Below are 18,634 nucleotides of genomic sequence, written 5' to 3' on the forward strand. Positions count from 1 at the left end.
GAAATTATAAGAACGAAGAAACGTTTATTTTTCCTTCTTGAATTTCCTTCAAAACAATTCTTGCCAAATTAAAGAAATCTTGGTCTTCTCCCATGTCTTTTTCTCCCCATAGGGGATTAGACAATGATTCTGGAGTATAGAAACAACTTCGAACCATATACTTGAGCATATTTTTTTCATCTTTTAAGCGGTAATAGCAGAAAGCGATGTAGCTGTAGAAGTCTTTTACCTCTTCTGGATACTCTTTCTCTATCCAATGATAAAGTTGAACTGCTTCTTTAAAATGTTCATATCTCATATAAGTGGTTGCAGCCTGTTGTGCAGTTTCTGCTTTTTCCATTGCGAATGATTCTGCTTTTCTGAATGAACATTCTGCTTCTATCATTTTTCCTTCGGATACGAATAGTTCTCCTTGAACGAGATACAGCTCACTGAATTCTCCATCGTAGGTAAGCCCGTTGATAACGTCTTTTTCGCTTTCTTCGTATTCACCTTTTGCTAAGTGAGATACAGCACGTTTATGATATACATTGGCTCTTTCAAAGTTTTCCAAGTCGTTGCTTTCCAAAAGTTTGTTGCAATATTGAATCGTTTCATCGTATTTTTTATCGATGAAATAGCAAGCCATCAGTACCATTCGAATCCGTGTTTTGTTGGAAACGGACTGCTCTACCTGCTTATAGCATTTGCATGCGGAAGTACCATCTCCTAAAAGCTGAAAACAATAACCTTTCATTTCAATACATGTCAGATCGTTTTCGTTTATGGTCAGTGCAAACTCTACGGATTCCATGGCTTGTTCTATTTCGCCCATCTGCAGGTAACAGCGGGTGAGTTCTGTCCAATAGTATAGATTGTATGGATCTTCATCCAATAGTTTATTATAATAAACGGTAGCTTGTTCTACACTTTTGAACGAATAATGATAATCAGCCATTGATTCCAATACTTCTATATCATTGGGAGCCTGTCTGTAAGCTTTTTGTAGCCAGTGGTAAGCCATCTTTTCCATGTTGGCATCCATGTAAATATCGGCTATATCCAGCAATGTGTTGGTATCATTATCTTCTTCTTCTGCAAGTTGTTTGAATACTTCTTCTGCACTTTCTATATCCTGACGTTCCAGGCAGAGATTGGCGTAAGTCAGTCTTACTTCTCTATCGTTTTGATCGGGAATCGTCTCCAATAGAAAAAAAGCTTCGTTGATTTTTCCTCTGGCTACCAGATTATTGCATTTGTAGATAAGAATATCCAGATTCTCGGGATGAAGTTGTAGTCCATAATTGATAACTTCTTCCGAAGCTTTGCTGTCTCCCTGATGTGCATAATATTCTGCAAGATGGGTCAACTCGTTGCTTTCCATATAAACATGAGTATGATTTTGCTTCATTTCTTCATATTTATGTTTGATGGCTTGAAATTCGGGAGTATTAAAGCTGGATGCTAAATCATGTCTCATGTGTAGGTAATTTTTATGAATGAATAACGAAGAATCTGCAAGCTGATTTATGATGAGGCTCGCAAATTCTTCGTTGGATAAAATAGGATTTTTATAAATCAATCTTATTTATTGCTGATTTTACTCCAAGTATCTTTAAGAGACACAGTACGGTTGAATACTAAATGTTCTGGAGTAGAATCTTTGTCTACGTTGAAATAACCAATACGTTGGAACTGCAAGTAATCCAAAGGTTTGGCATCTGCCAGGAATTTCTCTACATAACATTCTGTCAGAATATTCAGAGAATTAGGATTAATCATTTCCTGCATTGCTTCCAATGGAGAGCAGTTCTTGGCTTCACGGATAGCAGCCATTTCATCGCGTGGGTTTTCCACTTTCCACAAGCGGTCATACAAGCGGACTTCTGCTTTCAGGCAATGATTGCAGCTTACCCAATGTAATGTTCCTTTCACTTTACGGTTTGCTTCAGGCATACCACTCTTTGTGTTAGGATCATATTCAGCATAGACTTCTATTACATTACCGTTTTCGTCTTTCTTGCATCCGGTACATTTTACAATATATGCGTTTTTCAAACGAACTTCCTGTCCCGGAGTCATACGGAAATATTTTTTCGGAGCATCTTCCATGAAGTCATCGCGTTCCATCCACAACTCACGGCTGAATTCGATTTTGTGTGTGGCTGAGTTCGGATCTTCCGGATTGTTGATGGCTTCCATTTCTTCTACCTGTCCTTCCGGATAGTTGGTCAGAATCAGTTTTACCGGATTCAGGACAGCAGATACACGGGTTGCACGTGCATTCAAATCTTCGCGTACTGCACTTTCCAATAGAGCGAAGTCGTTTAATGCATCGTAGGTAGTATAACCAATCTTATCGATGAATTTCCGGATAGACTCTGGAGAATAGCCACGGCGGCGGAAACCGCAGATTGTCGGCATACGAGGGTCATCCCATCCGTTAACCAGTCCTTCTTTTACAAGAGTCAGCAAGTTACGCTTACTCATCAGAGTATAGCTGAGGTTCAACTTGTTGAATTCGTACTGATGTGGGCGGTTGTCATCCAAATCTTTACCGTCTTTTACCCAATCTACAAACAAATCGTACAGCGGGCGGTGAACAACAAATTCCAACGTACAAAGTGAGTGTGTTACTCCTTCAAAGTAGTCGCTTTGTCCATGAGCAAAGTCATACATCGGATATGCTTTCCATTTGTCGCCTGTACGATGGTGAGGGGTTTTTACTACACGGTAGATGATTGGGTCGCGGAAATGCATATTAGGATTAGCCATATCTATTTTGGCGCGTAATACCATTTTCCCTTCTTCAATTTCTCCTGAATTCATTTTCTGGAACAGTTCCAGACTTTCTTCTATCGGACGATTGCGATATGGACTTTCTGTACCTGGTTGGGTAGGAGTACCTTTCTGTGCAGCAATCTCTTCGGACGACTGTTCGTCTATATAAGCTTTTCCCTCTTTAATCAAACGGATAGCGAAATCCCACAATTGCTGGAAATAATCTGATGCATAATATTCATTTCCCCACTGGTAGCCCAGCCATTGAATGTCTTCTTTGATGGCTTCTACGTATTCAACATCTTCTTTTGTAGGATTGGTATCATCGAAACGCAAATTACATACACCACCGTAACGCTGTGCAATACCAAAATCCATACAGATTGCTTTGGCATGTCCGATGTGCAGGTAACCATTCGGTTCGGGCGGGAAACGGGTTTGTATTCTACCTCCGTTTTTACCTTCTTTTAAATCCTTTTCTACAATTTGTTCTATGAAGTTCAAACTTTTCTTTTCTGAACTTTCAGCTGCATTCATTTCAGTCATAGTGGTTTTTTCTTTTACACTTTATGTGTGCAAAAATAAGCATTCTTTTGTTATATACCTATTAGACTTTATGTAAATTTTGCTGATGGATAACTTGGGAATTTTTGAATGGATGAATTTGTATCGATTTAATAAATTTTTCTTATTTTTGAAAAAGCTTCAAAAAAAGACAATGAACAGATTTAAAATAAAAGAAAATGCCAGAAATGTCAGAAATGTGTTTTAAGACATGTTTTTTTATTTGGTTAGCTAAAAAAAAGGCCGCATCTTTGTGGCGTTATCCTGAAAACAATCTTTTTACCTTAAAAAAAAACTAATACCTATTGAAAACTTAAAAAAGGCTCTTTGTGAAAAGCGCCTTTTTTTATTGCCCTTATGTCTGGCTTTTTTCCGAATCACTAAAGGTTTTTTTGAGTAGAATTACGTATTTTTGTGTCTCTAATTGGAGTATCAGAATATGGCACAACCTTTGGCAGAAAGAATGCGTCCAAAGACGCTGGATGAGTATATCGGACAAAAGCATTTAGTAGGAGAGGGGGCTGTCTTGCGTAAAATGATTGATGCGGGACGTATTTCTTCTTTTATCTTATGGGGACCTCCCGGAGTAGGCAAGACTACATTGGCACAGATTATTGCCCATAAGTTGGAAACTCCTTTTTATACTTTGAGTGCAGTGACTTCTGGAGTTAAGGATGTACGCGATGTAATTGAGAAAGCGCGTAGCAATCGTTTCTTTTCCCAGCAGAGTCCTATTCTTTTCATAGATGAAATTCATCGTTTCAGCAAATCTCAGCAAGATTCCTTATTGGGAGCAGTAGAAACCGGGGTAGTGACTTTAATAGGAGCTACTACAGAGAATCCTTCTTTCGAAGTCATTCGTCCGCTTTTGTCGCGCTGTCAGTTGTATGTACTGAAATCTCTTGAGAAAGAAGATTTGCTTGAACTGCTGCAGCAGGCTTTAGTCCGTGATGCTATTTTGAGAGAGCGGAAAATAGTGTTGAAAGAAACGGATGCTATGCTCCGCTATTCAGGAGGAGATGCGCGCAAGTTGCTGAATATCCTGGAACTGGTGGTAGAGGCCGATGGAGAGGAAGAGGTTGTCATTACAGATGAAAAAGTAGTGGAACGTTTGCAGCAAAATCCATTGGCATACGATAAGGAAGGAGAGATGCACTATGATATTGTTTCTGCTTTTATCAAGTCTATCCGTGGCAGCGATCCGGATGGAGCCTTATATTGGCTTGCCCGTATGGTGGAGGGAGGAGAAGATCCTGCTTTTATTGCCCGACGTTTAGTTATATCAGCTTCCGAAGATATCGGTCTGGCCAATCCTAATGCATTGTTGCTGGCCAATGCTGCATTTGATGCTGTAATGAAGATAGGATGGCCGGAAGGAAGAATCCCGTTAGCCGAAGCAACCGTTTATCTGGCAACCAGTCCGAAAAGCAATTCGGCTTATGAAGGAATCAACTCTGCGCTGGAAATGGTACGGGAGACTGGAAACTTACCGGTACCACTTCATTTAAGAAATGCCCCTACCAAATTGATGAAGCAGTTAGGATATGGAAAAGATTATAAATATGCGCATGCTTATAAAGGGAACTTTGTAAAGCAGCAGTTCTTACCGGATGAAATGCAGCAGAGACGTATTTGGCATGCTCAAGATAATCCGGCTGAGGCTAAGTTGAAAGAACGGATGGTTCAGCTATGGGGAGAACGATTTAAAGATTAAAGAATATAGAAATGAAGATAGTTGTTTTAGATGGATTTACATTGAATCCCGGGGATTTTTCGTGGGAGTCATTGAATGAACTGGGTGAACTGACGATACACGATCGTACAGCCCCAAGTGATGTATTACGGCGGGCAGAAGGAGCTGAGGCATTATTGACGAATAAGACGGTACTTTCTGCAGAAACAATCAATTCGCTTCCTGACCTGAAATATATAGGTGTATTGGCTACCGGATATAATGTGGTAGATGTTCAAGCGGCAAAGAAACGGGGAATTGTAGTAACCAATATTCCGGCCTATAGCACTCAGTCGGTAGCTCAGATGGTTTTTGCGCATATTCTGAATATCACTCAACATGTGGCACATTATGCCAGTGAAGTACAAAATGGGGTATGGAGTTCACAGCTTGATTTCTGTTATTGGAATACTCCGTTGATAGAACTTGCAGGAAAGAAAATGGGAATTGTGGGATTCGGACATACCGGACAGGCTACTGCGGCCATTGCACGAAGCTTCGGTATGGAAGTTTGTGTATACACCAGTAAACCGGAGAATAGTCTTCCCGAGGGAGTGAAAAAAATGGAGTTGAACGATCTGTTTCACAATTGTGATATTGTCAGTCTTCATTGTCCTTTGAATGAGGAGACTAAGGAAATGGTCAATTCTTTCCGTCTGTCGCTGATGAAACGGAATTCTATTCTGATCAATACAGGAAGAGGTGGCCTGGTTGATGAAAAAGCCTTGGAGGAAGCCTTGGTGGAAGGTCGTTTATTGGGAGCAGGACTTGATGTGCTTTCTGCTGAGCCACCTTCAGCTGGTAATCCTTTGCTAAAATTGAAAAACTGTTTTATAACTCCGCATATAGCCTGGGCTACTCGTGAGGCTCGTGTACGTCTGATGAAACAGGCGGTCGAGAATTTAAAAGCTTATATGAATGGAAATCCTATAAATAATGTTGCAGGAAATGAATAAACAGGAACGCATCGAAAAAGCTGTAGCTCTTTTTAAGGAGGGATATAATTGTTCGCAGTCGGTTGTGGCTGCTTATGCCGATCTTTATGGATTTACGCCCGAACAGGCACTGCGCATGGCTGCTTCTTTTGGAGGAGGTATTGGGCGTATGCGTGAAATATGTGGGGCGGCTTGTGGAATGTTTTTGTTGGCTGGACTAGAGCGTAGTGCACTTTCCGGAGCCGATCGTGAAAGTAAGGCTGCCAATTATGCTCTTGTGCAGGAACTGGCTGCAAAATTCAAGGAAGTTACAGGAACCATACACTGTGCAGAATTGCTGGGCTTGTCAAAAAAAGAGCCTGTTGTAGCAACTCCAGAAGCGCGTACCGCCCAGTATTATGCCAAACGTCCTTGTGCAAAGATGGTTGAAATAGCTGCAACGATATGGGGGGATTTCCTCGAAAAAGAAGGAAAATTGTAAAATGTTCCCTTTTTTTACTATTAAAATGAAAGTTTTTTTAAGGAAAGTAGAAGAAGGTCTTGTTTTTTGTTTATTTTTGCGCCGTAAGACACAAATACTTATTCGTGTTAAATAAATTGTAAATACGATTTAAACTAAGAGCTATGTTGAAAGAAAAAGCAGGTGTAATTGCCGGAAAAATCTGGGAAACACTAAATGGAAATGATGGAAAAACTCAAAAACAGATTAAAAAAGCTACCAAACTGGTAGATAAAGATTTCTTTTTGGGTTTGGGTTGGTTATTGAGAGAAGATAAGATTGAAACAAGCGAAGTAGAAGGTGAACTTTTTGTTAAGTTGAAATAAGTAACAATCTTGAAGTGTATGAAAAAGATGCGTAAATGCCGGAAAGGCTTTTACGCATCTTTTTTTTGTTTTTGATATACAAGTTTTATCGTTCAGCTTCAATTGTATATGTAAAACTGTCTGCACGGTAATAGCCGATATTATATTCTATTGGGGTATTGTTGGTGTCGTATACAAAACGTTTGCGGATAAGAATCGGATCCGTGGTTTTGATATCCAGTTTTTCTGCTATTTCTTCTCCTGCCAGGCTGGCAGAAATCTGTTCTTTACTGGTTTTTACGGTTATTTGATACTCCTTTTCCAACAACTCATATAGAGGCCGTGTAAAATCTTCCTCTCCGGTAAAAGGTATTTTGGGGTTAAAATAGGAGATAAAATATACAAATGGATATTCTTTTTTCCCTCTTACTCGCTCTAAGACAATGCATTTTATAGGATTCTTTTTGTCGATATTGAAGAAGTTGCAAATCTCCTCATTGGGCTTTTTCCAGCTTATATGGAGTTCGAAATTTCGAATCTCTATTCCTAACATCTTCATTTCTTGTGAAAAACTAAGCCAATTTTTCACTCCACTTATAATACCTTTTTGTACTACTTTTGTACCGACTCCTTTTTTTCGTATCAATAAACCTTCAAAAACCAGTTTGTTAATGGCTTGTCGTAATGTATTGCGGGAGATATTCAATTTTTGTGAAAGTTCTATTTCATTGGGTAAGTATTTTCCCGATTTATATTCTTCTGAATCGATTAGGGTTCGAAGAACTTCTTCTGCTTGAAGATGCAAAGGTTTATTGCTTTTATGGTTCAGCTCCATACACTATATATTTAATCTCTTTAATCACAAAGATAATTATTTTGTGATATAAATATAGTTTTCCTACTGTTATTTATATATTAATTTTTTGTTAAAAGTGTGTAGTCATATTGATATCAATAAAGGGGTTTTTGTATCAAAAAGAGCTAAAATGCCATTTCCTTCTAACTCGTATTTTGTACAAAAAGAGCCTTTATGAAGCCTGAATCACAGTTAAATTCTTATGAAATGCCTTCTAAACATGTTGGAAAACATATTTGAAAGGACTTGTAATAGAAGGAAACGATACTTGAATCGGGGGCAAACGATACAAGTATCAATGCCTGATGTGACTAATACCGTATGCTCACGCCATTAGTTCCGTGTGTACTCGATACTGATGATAGAATTTGGGAGGTTTGAACCCCAGTTTTTATACACTTTTTCACATTTTCAGTTATCAACCCTCCTGTCTGAATCTTCTTTTTGATAATAGTATAATGTTATTGATAGATGGTTTTTGGAGAGTATGAAGATTGATAAATCCCTTTTTTTGATGGTTTTGTGTTTGCAATGGTAAAGAACAGCTTTCTTTTTGAGTTTGCCTGATTTCGAAAAACAGGCTTTTTTCTTATCACTTTTGTACCTGGGGGCAAATATCGTCGTGTAGAGGCCTCTGATTTGACATTTTGTCAATCCTCTTGCAGTACTGATAAAGAGATTGGGGGATTTTACATTTTGTCAATTGAACTATGGAATTTGTTTCCTTGATATTTGTTAGAAAGAAAGGGAGACTGGAAGCCTGAAAACAGAGAAAAGCTACCGTAATATCCCATAAATTATTGCTTACAGGGTTGAGTTAATTTGCTCATTTCTTTGTGTATATCTTTTCTTAATACTACCTTTGCAGGGTTAAAATCGAAAGAATGGAGTCTGTTTGAGATTGAACAGGTTGTCCGGTCAGTCTTTACGGAATGATTTCTACAGGCTCTGGGGATACTAAAGAAATAACTAACTTATAGCGTAAGAAAATGAATAAAATTATTTCAAAGGAACATTTTTCAGAAAAGGTTTTCAAACTTGTCATTGAAGCCCCTTTGATTGCCAAGTCTCGTAAGGCGGGACATTTCGTAATTGTGCGTGTGGGAGAGAAAGGCGAGCGTATGCCGCTGACCATTGCTGCTGCCGATCCTGTAAAAGGTACTATTACTTTGGTGGTACAGGAGGTGGGACTGTCGTCTACCCGTCTGTGTGAACTGAATGAAGGCGATTACGTGACCGATGTAGTAGGTCCGTTGGGTAAGGCTACTCATATTGAAAACTTTGGTACAGTAGTATGTGCCGGAGGTGGAGTAGGTGTGGCACCGATGCTTCCTATTGTACAGGCATTGAAAGCTGCGGGAAACCGTGTGATTACAGTTTTGGCAGGACGTACAAAGGATTTGATTATCCTGGAAAAAGAAATGCGTGAGAGTTCCGATGAAGTAATCATCATGACAGACGATGGTTCGTATGGTAAGAAAGGCCTTGTAACCGAAGGAGTGGAAGAGGTCATCAAGCGCGAGAAAGTAGACAAGTGCTTTGCCATCGGTCCGGCTATTATGATGAAATTTGTTTGCTTGCTGACAAAGAAATACGAAATCCCTACCGATGTGTCACTGAATACTATCATGGTAGACGGTACCGGTATGTGTGGAGCATGCCGTATCACTGTGGGCGGAAAAACTCGTTTCGTTTGTGTAGACGGTCCGGAGTTTGACGGTCATCAGGTAGACTTCGACGAGATGTTGAAACGTATGGGAGCCTTCAAGGATATTGAACGTGCTGAAATACATAAATTGGAAGTTGAAAAACCTGATACTTGTGAGGCAGAAAGAGAGGCATCAGACCGTAAGGCTCCTTGGCGTGAAGAACTTCGTAAGAGCATGAAGCCGAAGGAACGTACTGCGATCCCTCGTGTAAAGATGAACGAGTTGGAACCGGAATATCGTTCACACAGCCGTAAAGAAGAAGTAAACCTGGGATTGAGCGAGGAACAGGCTGTAACAGAAGCTAAACGTTGTCTGGACTGTGCAAATCCGTCTTGTATGCAGGGTTGTCCGGTGGGTATCAATATTCCTACATTTATCAAAAACATAGAGCGTGGAGAATTCCTCGAAGCTGCACGTACTCTGAAGCAGACCAGTGCATTGCCGGCTGTGTGTGGACGTGTGTGTCCGCAGGAAAAACAGTGCGAATCGCAGTGTATTCACCTGAAGATGGGACACGAAGCTGTGGCTATCGGTTATCTGGAACGTTTTGCTGCCGACTATGAACGTGAAAGCGGACAGATTTCCGTTCCTCAGATTGCTGCAAAGAACGGTATTAAGGTAGCGGTAGTAGGTTCGGGACCTGCCGGTCTGTCGTTTGCCGGTGATATGGCTAAGTTGGGATACGATGTGACTGTATTCGAAGCACTGCACGAAATTGGGGGTGTATTGAAATATGGTATTCCTGAATTCCGTTTGCCGAACAAGATTGTAGACGTAGAAATTGACAATCTTTCGAAGATGGGTGTACAGTTTGTAAAAGACTGTATTGTGGGTAAGACCATCAGTGTAGAAGACTTGGAACAGGAAGGTTACAAGGGTATTTTCGTAGCTTCGGGAGCAGGTCTGCCTAACTTTATGAATATTCCGGGTGAAAACTCTATCAACATCATGTCGTCTAACGAGTATCTGACTCGTGTAAACTTGATGGATGCTGCCAGCGAAGATTCTGATACTCCGGTCACATTCGGTAAGCGTGTGGCGGTAATTGGTGGCGGTAATACTGCTATGGATTCTGTACGTACTGCACGCCGTCTGGGAGCAGAAAAAGCAATGATTATCTATCGCCGTTCGGAAGCCGAAATGCCGGCTCGTCTGGAAGAGGTAAAACATGCAAAAGAAGAAGGTGTGGAATTCCTTACTTTGCATAATCCAATCGAATATATTGCCGACGAAATGGGTCGTGTAAAACAGGTGGTATTGCAGAAGATGGAACTGGGCGAACCAGATGCTTCAGGACGCCGTAGTCCGGTTGCTATTCCGGGAGCTATAGAGACCATCGATATCGATATGGCTATTGTCAGTGTGGGGGTATCGCCTAACCCGATTGTTCCGAATTCTATTCCGGGACTGGAGTTGGGACGTAAAGGTACAATCGCAGTAAATGAGGATATGCAGTCGTCTATTCCGACTATTTATGCCGGTGGTGATATTGTGCGCGGAGGTGCTACTGTAATTCTGGCTATGGGCGACGGACGCCGTGCTGCGGCAGCTATGCATCGTCAGTTGCAAGGATAAGAAGCTATAAACTTATAGAATGGTAAAAATAATGTCGGCTGAACGAAGAGAACTGTTCTCTATCGTCCAGCCGATGACTTTTTATCATAGATTGGTTAAAGTTTTATATGCTTCGTGATATTTATTTCTTTTTCAATACCTCTTTTATTTTTTCTATAATTTGAGGAGTCTTTATATTACCGGTATTTAGAAGAGCATACTGGAAGTTTTCTGCTGCAATTTCTTCCGGATCAATGGTGTATGGAGTATTATTGCCTACTACTTCATAAAAGTCGGTAGCAGCGGTAAGCGGATAGATTACAGTATTTCCTTTTTCCTGTACGGGTATATAGCGTTCGTTCAGAGGGATAAGACCTGTCTGCATGTATTGGGATAAATCTCCTCCGCTATAAGGCTTATCGGAATATAATACCATTGTACACGGTTGTTTTTCTCCCTCGATTGTAAATGTTGCATAACTGTCGTAGCGGCTTACATCCGGATTGGATATCCGCTTCTGGTTAATATCTGACGGGAAGATAATTTCCTTATCGAGTACGGTAAATCCGATGGTAGCATATATCGCTTTTTTGAATTCATGGTTTTCACGTGTCAGAATGTGGAAGAGTTCATGAGCCATTACCTGAGTCAGTGTTTCAATTGGGGCATTCAACGCTTTTTCTCCTAATGCTATCCAGTTTTTACGGGTATAGGCCGTAGCTCCTCCTTCTTCTTTCTGAGTTGTTTTTACAATGATAATTTCCTCAGGGAAAGGCAGGTTGAATTTCTGCTTGCTGATTTGATTTTGTATTGTTTTGAAAGCTTTTTCTACATTGCTTTTCTCTTGGTCACTCCAGTTTCGGGTTTCATCCATAGCCATACGTAGCAGTTCAGACTTTTTTCCTTCTACTTTTTGCAGACGGAACTCAATATCAAACTGATTCCAATTGCTGGTGTAGTCGTCTATGTCTGTTACCAGCATCTGTGCTTCAGCTCTTGTGGCAAAACGGTAAGGTAGGGAAGTCTTATTTTCTTGGGCAATGCCGGTGGTAGCTACGCAGCAGCACCATGTAAGGGCGAGTAAGGATGTTAGTTTCATAAGGTTTATCTTTTATCTAGTCAGTATGAGTTGGTAAATATAAATGTAAATTTTGTTTTTTTCTAATTTTTGAAGAGAAAATATGATTGGGGGAGGAGGAAAACATTACAGTTTTTAGAGGAAAGGCTGTGGAGAATCATCGGGTAAAAAAGGTATAAAAAAGAACCTTCTTCTGTCTGGAAATCCTTTTGTGGATATCGTATACAGAAGAAGGTTCTGATGTATTTCTCTGTGAAAGAAATTTTATTCTTTGTCTTTCAGTGCAGCAAAGATGAGTCCTTCCAGCTCTTCAGCCAGTTCGGGATTGTCCTGAATACACTGTTTGGCTGCATCGCGTCCTTGTCCGAGTTTGGTATCGTTGTAGCTGTACCATGAGCCGCTTTTCTTGATGATGCCCAGTTCTGCTCCCAGGTCGATGATTTCACCGCTGCGGGAAATGCCTTCACCGAACATGATGTCGAATTCTGCTTTGCGGAATGGAGGTGCTACTTTGTTTTTTACCACTTTTACGCGTACCTGATTACCGATAACTTCTTCACCGTCTTTCAACTGGGTAGCGCGGCGGATGTCCAGACGTACTGAAGCATAGAACTTCAAGGCATTACCACCGGTTGTTGTTTCCGGATTGCCGAACATTACTCCGATTTTTTCACGCAACTGGTTGATGAAGATACAGGTTGTATTGGTCTTGCTGATAGCGGAAGTAAGCTTACGTAATGCTTGCGACATCAGACGTGCCTGTAAGCCTACCCGGTTGTCTCCCATATCGCCTTCGATTTCGGCTTTCGGAGTCAGGGCAGCTACAGAGTCGATAACAATGATGTCAATGGCAGAAGAGCGGATAAGCTGTTCTGCAATTTCCAGAGCTTGCTCACCGTTATCGGGCTGTGAAATCCACAAGTTGTCGATGTCTACTCCCAACTTGGCTGCATAGAAACGGTCGAAGGCATGTTCTGCATCGATGAACGCTGCAATACCTCCGTTTTTCTGTGCTTCGGCAATAGCATGGATAGCAAGTGTGGTCTTACCAGAAGATTCCGGACCATATATTTCAATGATACGTCCTTTGGGATAACCTCCTACACCAAGTGCAGCGTTGAGTGCAATGGAGCCGGTAGGAATGACTTCTACTTCTTGAACATGGTCGTCGCCCATTTTCATGATAGAGCCTTTACCGAAGCTTTTCTCAATCTTATCCATTGCGGCTTGCAATGCCTTGAGCTTTTCGCTGTTGTTGGGCTTGGAAGGAGTATCTACTCCTCCTTCGAATTCCAATTCGTCTTTTTTAGCCATATATTTTTCTTGGTTATTTTAAGATTTGTGCGGCATGGTCTTTGGTCTTCACCTCCTTGGGAGAGATGATACGTTCAATCACGCCTTCTTCGTTTATGATAAATGTGGTGCGGAATGTACCCATGTATTTACGTCCATACATGCTTTTTTCACCCCATACCCCAAATTCTTGCACTAACTTTTGTTCTGTATCGGCAATGAGTGTAAAAGGAAGCTGGTTTTTCTCGATGAACTTCTGGTGCGATTTGGCATCGTTGATGCTGACACCAATTACTTCGTAACCTGCTGCGCGAAGTTCCGAATAGTTGTCGCGCAGGTTGCAGGCTTGAGCCGTACATCCCGATGTCATGTCTTTGGGATAGAAGTAGAGGACTACTTTTTTTCCCTTGTAATCGCTTGTACGGATTTCTTCTCCTTTTTCATTCAGTCCCAATACTTCGGGGGCTTTATCTCCTACTTGCATGATGCTTTGTTTATACAGATTCAAGAATACAGATAATTACAGTTCCAAATCTCCGTCGAATACTTCGTGCCAAGGCAAGCCGTATTGATTCAGTGCTTCCATGAACGGATCTGGATCGAATTCTTCTACATTCCATACACCCGGACGTTTCCATAAGCCTTTCAGGAACATCATTGCACCAATCATGGCTGGTACACCGGTTGTGTAACTTACGCCCTGCATACCTGTTTCCTGATAAGCAGCCTGGTGTGAACAGTTGTTGTATACATAGTAGGTACGTTCTTTACCGTCTTTGATACCACGGATACGGCAACCGATAGATGTTTCGCCTTCGTAGTTTTCTCCCAGGTCTTGTGGATTAGGAAGAACTGCTTTCAGGAATTGCAAGGGCACAATTTCCATGCCGTTGTAATTGATAGGCTCGATGCTTGCCATACCAATATTCTGAATAACTCTCAAGTGAGTGAGGTATTCTTGTCCAAAGGTCATCCAGAAACGGGCGCGTTTGATAGTTGGGAAGTTCTTAACCAGCGACTCCAGTTCTTCGTGGTACAACAAGTAGGAGTCACGCGGACCAATGTTTGGATATGTCAGGTCTTTATGGAATTCCAATGGCTTTGTTGTAACCCACTGTCCGTTTTCATAATAACGTCCGTTCTGGGTAATTTCACGGATGTTGATTTCCGGATTAAAGTTGGTTGCAAACGCTTTGTGATGATTACCTGCATTACAGTCTACGATATCCAGGTACTGTATTTCGTCGAAATGATGTTTGGCTGCATATGCTGTATACACACCGCTTACTCCCGGGTCGAAACCACAACCCAAAATTGCTGTCAGTCCGGCTTCTTCGAAACGCTGTTTGTAAGCCCACTGCCAGCTGTATTCGAAATGAGCTTCGTCTTTCGGCTCATAGTTGGCTGTATCCAGGTAGTTGACTCCGGCTTGCAGACAAGCTTCCATGATAGTCAGATCCTGATAAGGGAGCGCTACATTAATAACGATTTCGGGTTTAAAACTGTTGAATAAAGCCACTAATTCGTCTACATTGTCTGCATCTACCTTAGCGGTCTTGATGTCTGGTCTGCCAATTGCTTTTACAATAGCGTCACATTTTGACTGGGTGCGGCTGGCAATCATCACTTCTGTAAATACTTCAGGATGTTGAGCCACTTTGTGTGCAACAACGGTTCCTACTCCGCCTGCACCAATAATTAATACTTTACTCATTTATTTTATTGATGATTTTAATGCCCGGTAAACGTTACCGTTCAGTATGCAAAGATAAGAATAATTAGATTATATAAACATAAAAAACGGAAAAATGCAGGTGGGCTGAACTTTTGTTCAAATATATCGTTATATTTGCGAAGTTTAGAAATTAAAATTGATATGAGAAGAACATTTTTAGGTGTTGCGGCTATTTGTGCCGGAGCGCTGATGGCAAGCTGCATGAGCAGTAAGAAAGCAGCACAAACAGTAGATCTGACAGGCGAGTGGAATATCGTAACTGTAGATGGAGAGAAACTTGGAAATGAAAATATGCCTTTTATCGGTTTGGATACAGAAACCAAACGAGTATATGGTAGTGCAGGTTGCAACCGTATGATGGGCGGTTTTGAATTGGATTCTGTCAATGCAGGAAAAATTCATTTCAGTCAGATTGCTACTACACTGATGATGTGTCCGGATATGGATACGGAACAGAAGATATTGGGAGCTCTTAATAAAGTAGAAGGTTATTCGGAAACAGAAACCGGTATTGAACTGACAGATGCGGAAGGTAAGACTGTCATTGTTTTGGAAAAGCGTGTACAGGCTGCTGTTTCTATCAATGATCTGGCAGGAGAATGGATTATTTCAGCAGTGAATGGAGAAGCTGTGAAGAAGATGGAAAAGACTCCGTTCCTGGCATTCAACATTGAGGAAAAACGTGTACATGGTAATGCGGGCTGTAATATTATCAATGGAGGTTTCTCTCAGGAAGAAGGCAATGCAGCTTCCTTGAAATTCTCACAAATGATTTCTACGATGATGGCTTGCCCGGATATGGATGTGGAAACACAGGTGTTGAAAGCACTTAATGAAGTAGCTTCATTTGAAAAGAATGAGGATGGATCTGTTTCATTGTTGGATGGAAACGGTAAAGTGCTCCTTACCTTAGTGAAGAATACAGGAGAAAGTCTGGTGAAATAATTGAAATAATTTTTTATAAAAAGCGTGGGCATTTTCATTTGTAATGAAGATGTCCACGTTTTTTTATTCAGTTTCTGATGCATGAGCTCCGTTTCCGCTTATTTCTTCGCACCAGGTATAGCTCACTTTGAGTAAGGCTGTGCTGTTGTTCATTTCAATTGCTATGTAATGCCGTCCTCCATATCGTATGAATTTGCCGGTGATGCCGTAAAGAGGTCCTTTTTTGGCGATGCGTACAGGGAATCCTTTTTTGTTTTTTAGCTTCTCGGAATCAATAAAGCGTGTACCTTGAATGTTCGGATCTGTAGCGCGTATAAAGTTTTGCATTTCATCGTCCGGTACGATGCAGAATTCGTCGCAGTCTCTTTCCCTTTTCATAAAATATATAGGGAGAGGAAAGTTACGTGCAAATTTCCTGCACCAGCTTTTGTTGTATGTATGTCGGATAAATAGCAGATTATGAATGGCTGGAACAAGAACATGCTCACACTTATGTTCTTTGTCTTTTGTCTCTTGCAATTCGTATACCATTGGCAAGTAGTATTCAATGCCTTCTTCGCGTAGCAATTCGGCTACTCGAAGTTCTTTACAGTAAAAAGTTTTTATAGGCATCCATACTAATGGTTGCTCTTGCTTCTCTTCCATGATTCATGTTTAGGTTAGTACAATCAGAGAAGCAAAGAAAAGAAAAATAATCGATAAGAACAAGTCTATTTACTTTTAGAAGTGTTTTAAGTTGGAATCAATAGAAGATTTGTGGATGAGTAAATGGATCTTGTTATTGGGGTAATTGGTAGAAGACATAAAAAAAGGGATTACGACATTCGTAATCCCTTTTGAAATATCTCAGGTGAAGAATTATTTCTTGCCTTCAAGCTGTTCTTTCAAAGCAGCCAATGCATCGAGGTCACCCAATGTAGTAGAAGCAGCCTGGTTCTGAATCATAGGAGCTTCTTCTTTCTTAGCAGCCTTCTTAGTAGCTTTCTTTTCTGCTTTTTCTTCTGCCTTAGCAGCATCTTCGAAAATGCGGCTGTGAGACAAGATGATTCTCTTAGCGTCTTTGTTGAATTCGATTACTTTGAATTCCAGTTTTTCATCCAACTGAGCCTGTGAACCATCTTCTTTTACCAAGTGTTTCGGAGTAGCGAAACCTTCTACACCGTAAGGCAATGCAACTACTGCACCTTTATCCAACATTTCGATGATAGTACCTTCGTGGATAGAACCTACAGTGAATACTGTTTCGAATACATCCCATGGGTTTTCTTCCAACTGTTTGTGACCCAAGCTCAAACGACGGTTTTCTTTGTCGATTTCCAATACCTGAACTTCGATGTCTGCACCAATCTGAGTGAATTCAGAAGGATGTTTGATTTTCTTAGTCCAAGACAAGTCAGAGATGTGGATCAAACCGTCTACACCTTCTTCGATTTCTACGAATACACCGAAGTTAGTGAAGTTACGAACTTTTGCAGTGTGTTTAGAACCTACCGGATATTTTTCTTCGATAGTTTCCCATGGATCAGCTTTCAGCTGTTTGATACCCAAAGACATCTTACGTTCTTCGCGGTCCAAAGTCAAGATAACAGCTTCTACTTCGTCACCAACTTTCATGAAGTCCTGAGCTGAACGCAAGTGCTGTGACCAAGACATTTCAGATACGTGGATCAAACCTTCTACGCCCGGAGCGATTTCGATGAATGCACCGTAGTCAGCCATAACCACAACTTTACCTTTTACGTGGTCACCAACTTTTAAGTTAGGATCCAAAGCATCCCATGGGTGCGGAGTCAACTGTTTCAAACCAAGAGCGATACGTTTCTTTTCGTCGTCGAAGTCCAAGATTACAACGTTCAACTTCTGATCCAAAGAAACAACTTCGCGAGGATCGCTTACACGGCCCCAAGACAAGTCTGTGATGTGGATCAAACCGTCTACGCCGCCCAAGTCGATGAATACACCGTAAGATGTGATATTTTTAACAGTACCTTCAAGTACCTGACCTTTTTCAAGTTTACCGATGATTTCTTTCTTCTGCTGTTCCAATTCAGCTTCGATAAGAGCTTTGTGAGAAACAACAACGTTCTTGAATTCCTGATTGATTTTTACAACCTTGAATTCCATAGTCTTTCCTACGAATACATCGTAGTCGCGGATAGGTTTCACATCGATCTGAGAACCCGGCAAGAATGCTTCGATACCGAATACGTCTACGATCATACCACCCTTAGTGCGGCACTTGATGTAACCCTTAATGATTTCTTCGTTTTCAAGAGCAGCGTTTACGCGATCCCAAGAACGAGTAGCACGTGCTTTCTTGTGAGACAAGATCAACTGACCTTTTTTGTCTTCCTGATTTTCGATGTATACTTCTACAGTATCACCAACTTTCAGGTCTGGATTGTAACGGAATTCGCTCAATGGAATGATACCGTCTGATTTGTAGCCGATGTTAACTACAACTTCGCGTTTGTTCATTGCGATTACAGTACCGTCTACAACCTCACGGTCGTTTACTTTGTTCAAAGTGTTATCGTAAGCTTTTTCCAAGTCTTCTTTGCTTACGTTTGATACTGCATCACCGTTTTCATACGCTTCCCAGTTGAAATCTTCAATAGGAGCAATGTTTTTTAAGTTTTCCATTAAATTAATAAATTGTTTGTAAATAA

The 18,634-nt window shown here is 40.9% G+C and carries 15 protein-coding genes; 6 read left to right on the forward strand and 9 right to left on the reverse strand.

Features of this window, described 5'->3' with window-relative positions; genetic code table 11:
* Positions 1–4 precede the first annotated feature (4 nt).
* Together O6P32_RS08970 and O6P32_RS08975 are read right to left on the reverse strand one after the other, a co-directional pair.
* Positions 5–1,459 (reverse strand): tetratricopeptide repeat protein, encoded by a 1,455-nt coding sequence (locus O6P32_RS08970; protein ID WP_269878099.1) that lies wholly within the window; start codon positions 1,457–1,459, stop codon positions 5–7.
* Positions 1,460–1,563: 104 nt separating this feature from the next.
* A complete protein-coding gene (locus tag O6P32_RS08975) occupies positions 1,564–3,306 on the reverse strand; it encodes a glutamine--tRNA ligase/YqeY domain fusion protein (RefSeq protein ID WP_269878100.1) in 1,743 nt (580 codons plus the stop codon).
* Positions 3,307–3,763: 457 nt separating this feature from the next.
* On the opposite strand from O6P32_RS08975, the gene O6P32_RS08980 reads away from it, so the two are divergent.
* The 4 genes from O6P32_RS08980 to O6P32_RS08995 all read left to right on the forward strand — a co-directional run bounded on the left by O6P32_RS08980 (position 3,764) and on the right by O6P32_RS08995 (position 6,816).
* Positions 3,764–5,038 carry a replication-associated recombination protein A gene (locus O6P32_RS08980; protein WP_269878101.1) on the forward strand — a complete coding sequence of 425 codons (1,275 nt, stop codon included), beginning with the start codon at positions 3,764–3,766 and terminating at the stop codon, positions 5,036–5,038.
* Positions 5,039–5,049: 11 nt separating this feature from the next.
* Entirely contained in the window at positions 5,050–6,012 is a 963-nt protein-coding gene (locus O6P32_RS08985) for a D-2-hydroxyacid dehydrogenase (protein WP_269878102.1), read from the forward strand.
* Positions 6,005–6,472: a C-GCAxxG-C-C family protein gene (locus O6P32_RS08990; protein WP_269878103.1), complete on the forward strand. Its 468-nt coding sequence runs from the start codon at positions 6,005–6,007 to the stop codon at positions 6,470–6,472. Before O6P32_RS08985 ends, O6P32_RS08990 begins: the two co-directional genes overlap by 8 nt.
* A gap of 143 nt (positions 6,473–6,615) precedes the next feature.
* Positions 6,616–6,816: a winged helix-turn-helix domain-containing protein gene (locus O6P32_RS08995; RefSeq protein ID WP_269878104.1), complete on the forward strand. Its 201-nt coding sequence runs from the start codon at positions 6,616–6,618 to the stop codon at positions 6,814–6,816.
* A gap of 85 nt (positions 6,817–6,901) precedes the next feature.
* On the opposite strand, the gene O6P32_RS09000 is transcribed toward O6P32_RS08995, so the two are convergent.
* The gene (locus O6P32_RS09000) at positions 6,902–7,630 is read right to left on the reverse strand and encodes a GntR family transcriptional regulator (protein WP_269878105.1); all 729 of its coding nucleotides are present in this window, start codon (positions 7,628–7,630) and stop codon (positions 6,902–6,904) included.
* Between the two features lie 1,010 nt (positions 7,631–8,640).
* Here O6P32_RS09000 and O6P32_RS09005 point away from each other — a divergent pair.
* Positions 8,641–10,935, forward strand: coding sequence for a bifunctional dihydroorotate dehydrogenase B NAD binding subunit/NADPH-dependent glutamate synthase (locus O6P32_RS09005; RefSeq protein WP_269878106.1), 2,295 nt, complete (start codon positions 8,641–8,643; stop codon positions 10,933–10,935).
* A 121-nt stretch (positions 10,936–11,056) separates the two neighbouring features.
* On the opposite strand, the gene O6P32_RS09010 is transcribed toward O6P32_RS09005, so the two are convergent.
* The 4 genes from O6P32_RS09010 to O6P32_RS09025 form a co-directional block, all read right to left on the reverse strand.
* Positions 11,057–12,013, reverse strand: coding sequence for a hypothetical protein (locus tag O6P32_RS09010; RefSeq protein ID WP_269878107.1), 957 nt, complete (start codon positions 12,011–12,013; stop codon positions 11,057–11,059).
* A 243-nt stretch (positions 12,014–12,256) separates the two neighbouring features.
* Positions 12,257–13,306 (reverse strand): recombinase RecA, encoded by a 1,050-nt coding sequence (gene recA / locus O6P32_RS09015; protein ID WP_269878109.1) that lies wholly within the window; start codon positions 13,304–13,306, stop codon positions 12,257–12,259.
* Positions 13,307–13,319: 13 nt separating this feature from the next.
* On the reverse strand, positions 13,320–13,769 hold the full coding sequence (gene bcp, locus O6P32_RS09020) for a thioredoxin-dependent thiol peroxidase (protein ID WP_269878111.1): 450 nt from the start codon (positions 13,767–13,769) through the stop codon (positions 13,320–13,322).
* Positions 13,770–13,805: 36 nt separating this feature from the next.
* Positions 13,806–14,999 (reverse strand): saccharopine dehydrogenase family protein, encoded by a 1,194-nt coding sequence (locus O6P32_RS09025; RefSeq protein ID WP_269878112.1) that lies wholly within the window; start codon positions 14,997–14,999, stop codon positions 13,806–13,808.
* Between the two features lie 162 nt (positions 15,000–15,161).
* On the opposite strand from O6P32_RS09025, the gene O6P32_RS09030 reads away from it, so the two are divergent.
* Positions 15,162–15,965 carry an META domain-containing protein gene (locus O6P32_RS09030; protein WP_269878113.1) on the forward strand — a complete coding sequence of 268 codons (804 nt, stop codon included), beginning with the start codon at positions 15,162–15,164 and terminating at the stop codon, positions 15,963–15,965.
* A gap of 63 nt (positions 15,966–16,028) precedes the next feature.
* Here O6P32_RS09030 and O6P32_RS09035 read toward each other — a convergent pair whose 3' ends face one another.
* Positions 16,029–16,610 (reverse strand): UpxY family transcription antiterminator, encoded by a 582-nt coding sequence (locus O6P32_RS09035; protein ID WP_269878114.1) that lies wholly within the window; start codon positions 16,608–16,610, stop codon positions 16,029–16,031.
* Positions 16,611–16,823: 213 nt separating this feature from the next.
* Positions 16,824–18,608, reverse strand: a complete 1,785-nt coding sequence (gene rpsA / locus O6P32_RS09040) for a 30S ribosomal protein S1 (protein WP_269878116.1) — start codon at positions 18,606–18,608, stop codon at positions 16,824–16,826.
* Positions 18,609–18,634 lie beyond the last annotated feature (26 nt).

Origin of the sequence: Phocaeicola acetigenes, from assembly GCF_027529745.1 — a bacterium.
GTDB classification, from domain to species: domain Bacteria; phylum Bacteroidota; class Bacteroidia; order Bacteroidales; family Bacteroidaceae; genus Phocaeicola; species Phocaeicola acetigenes.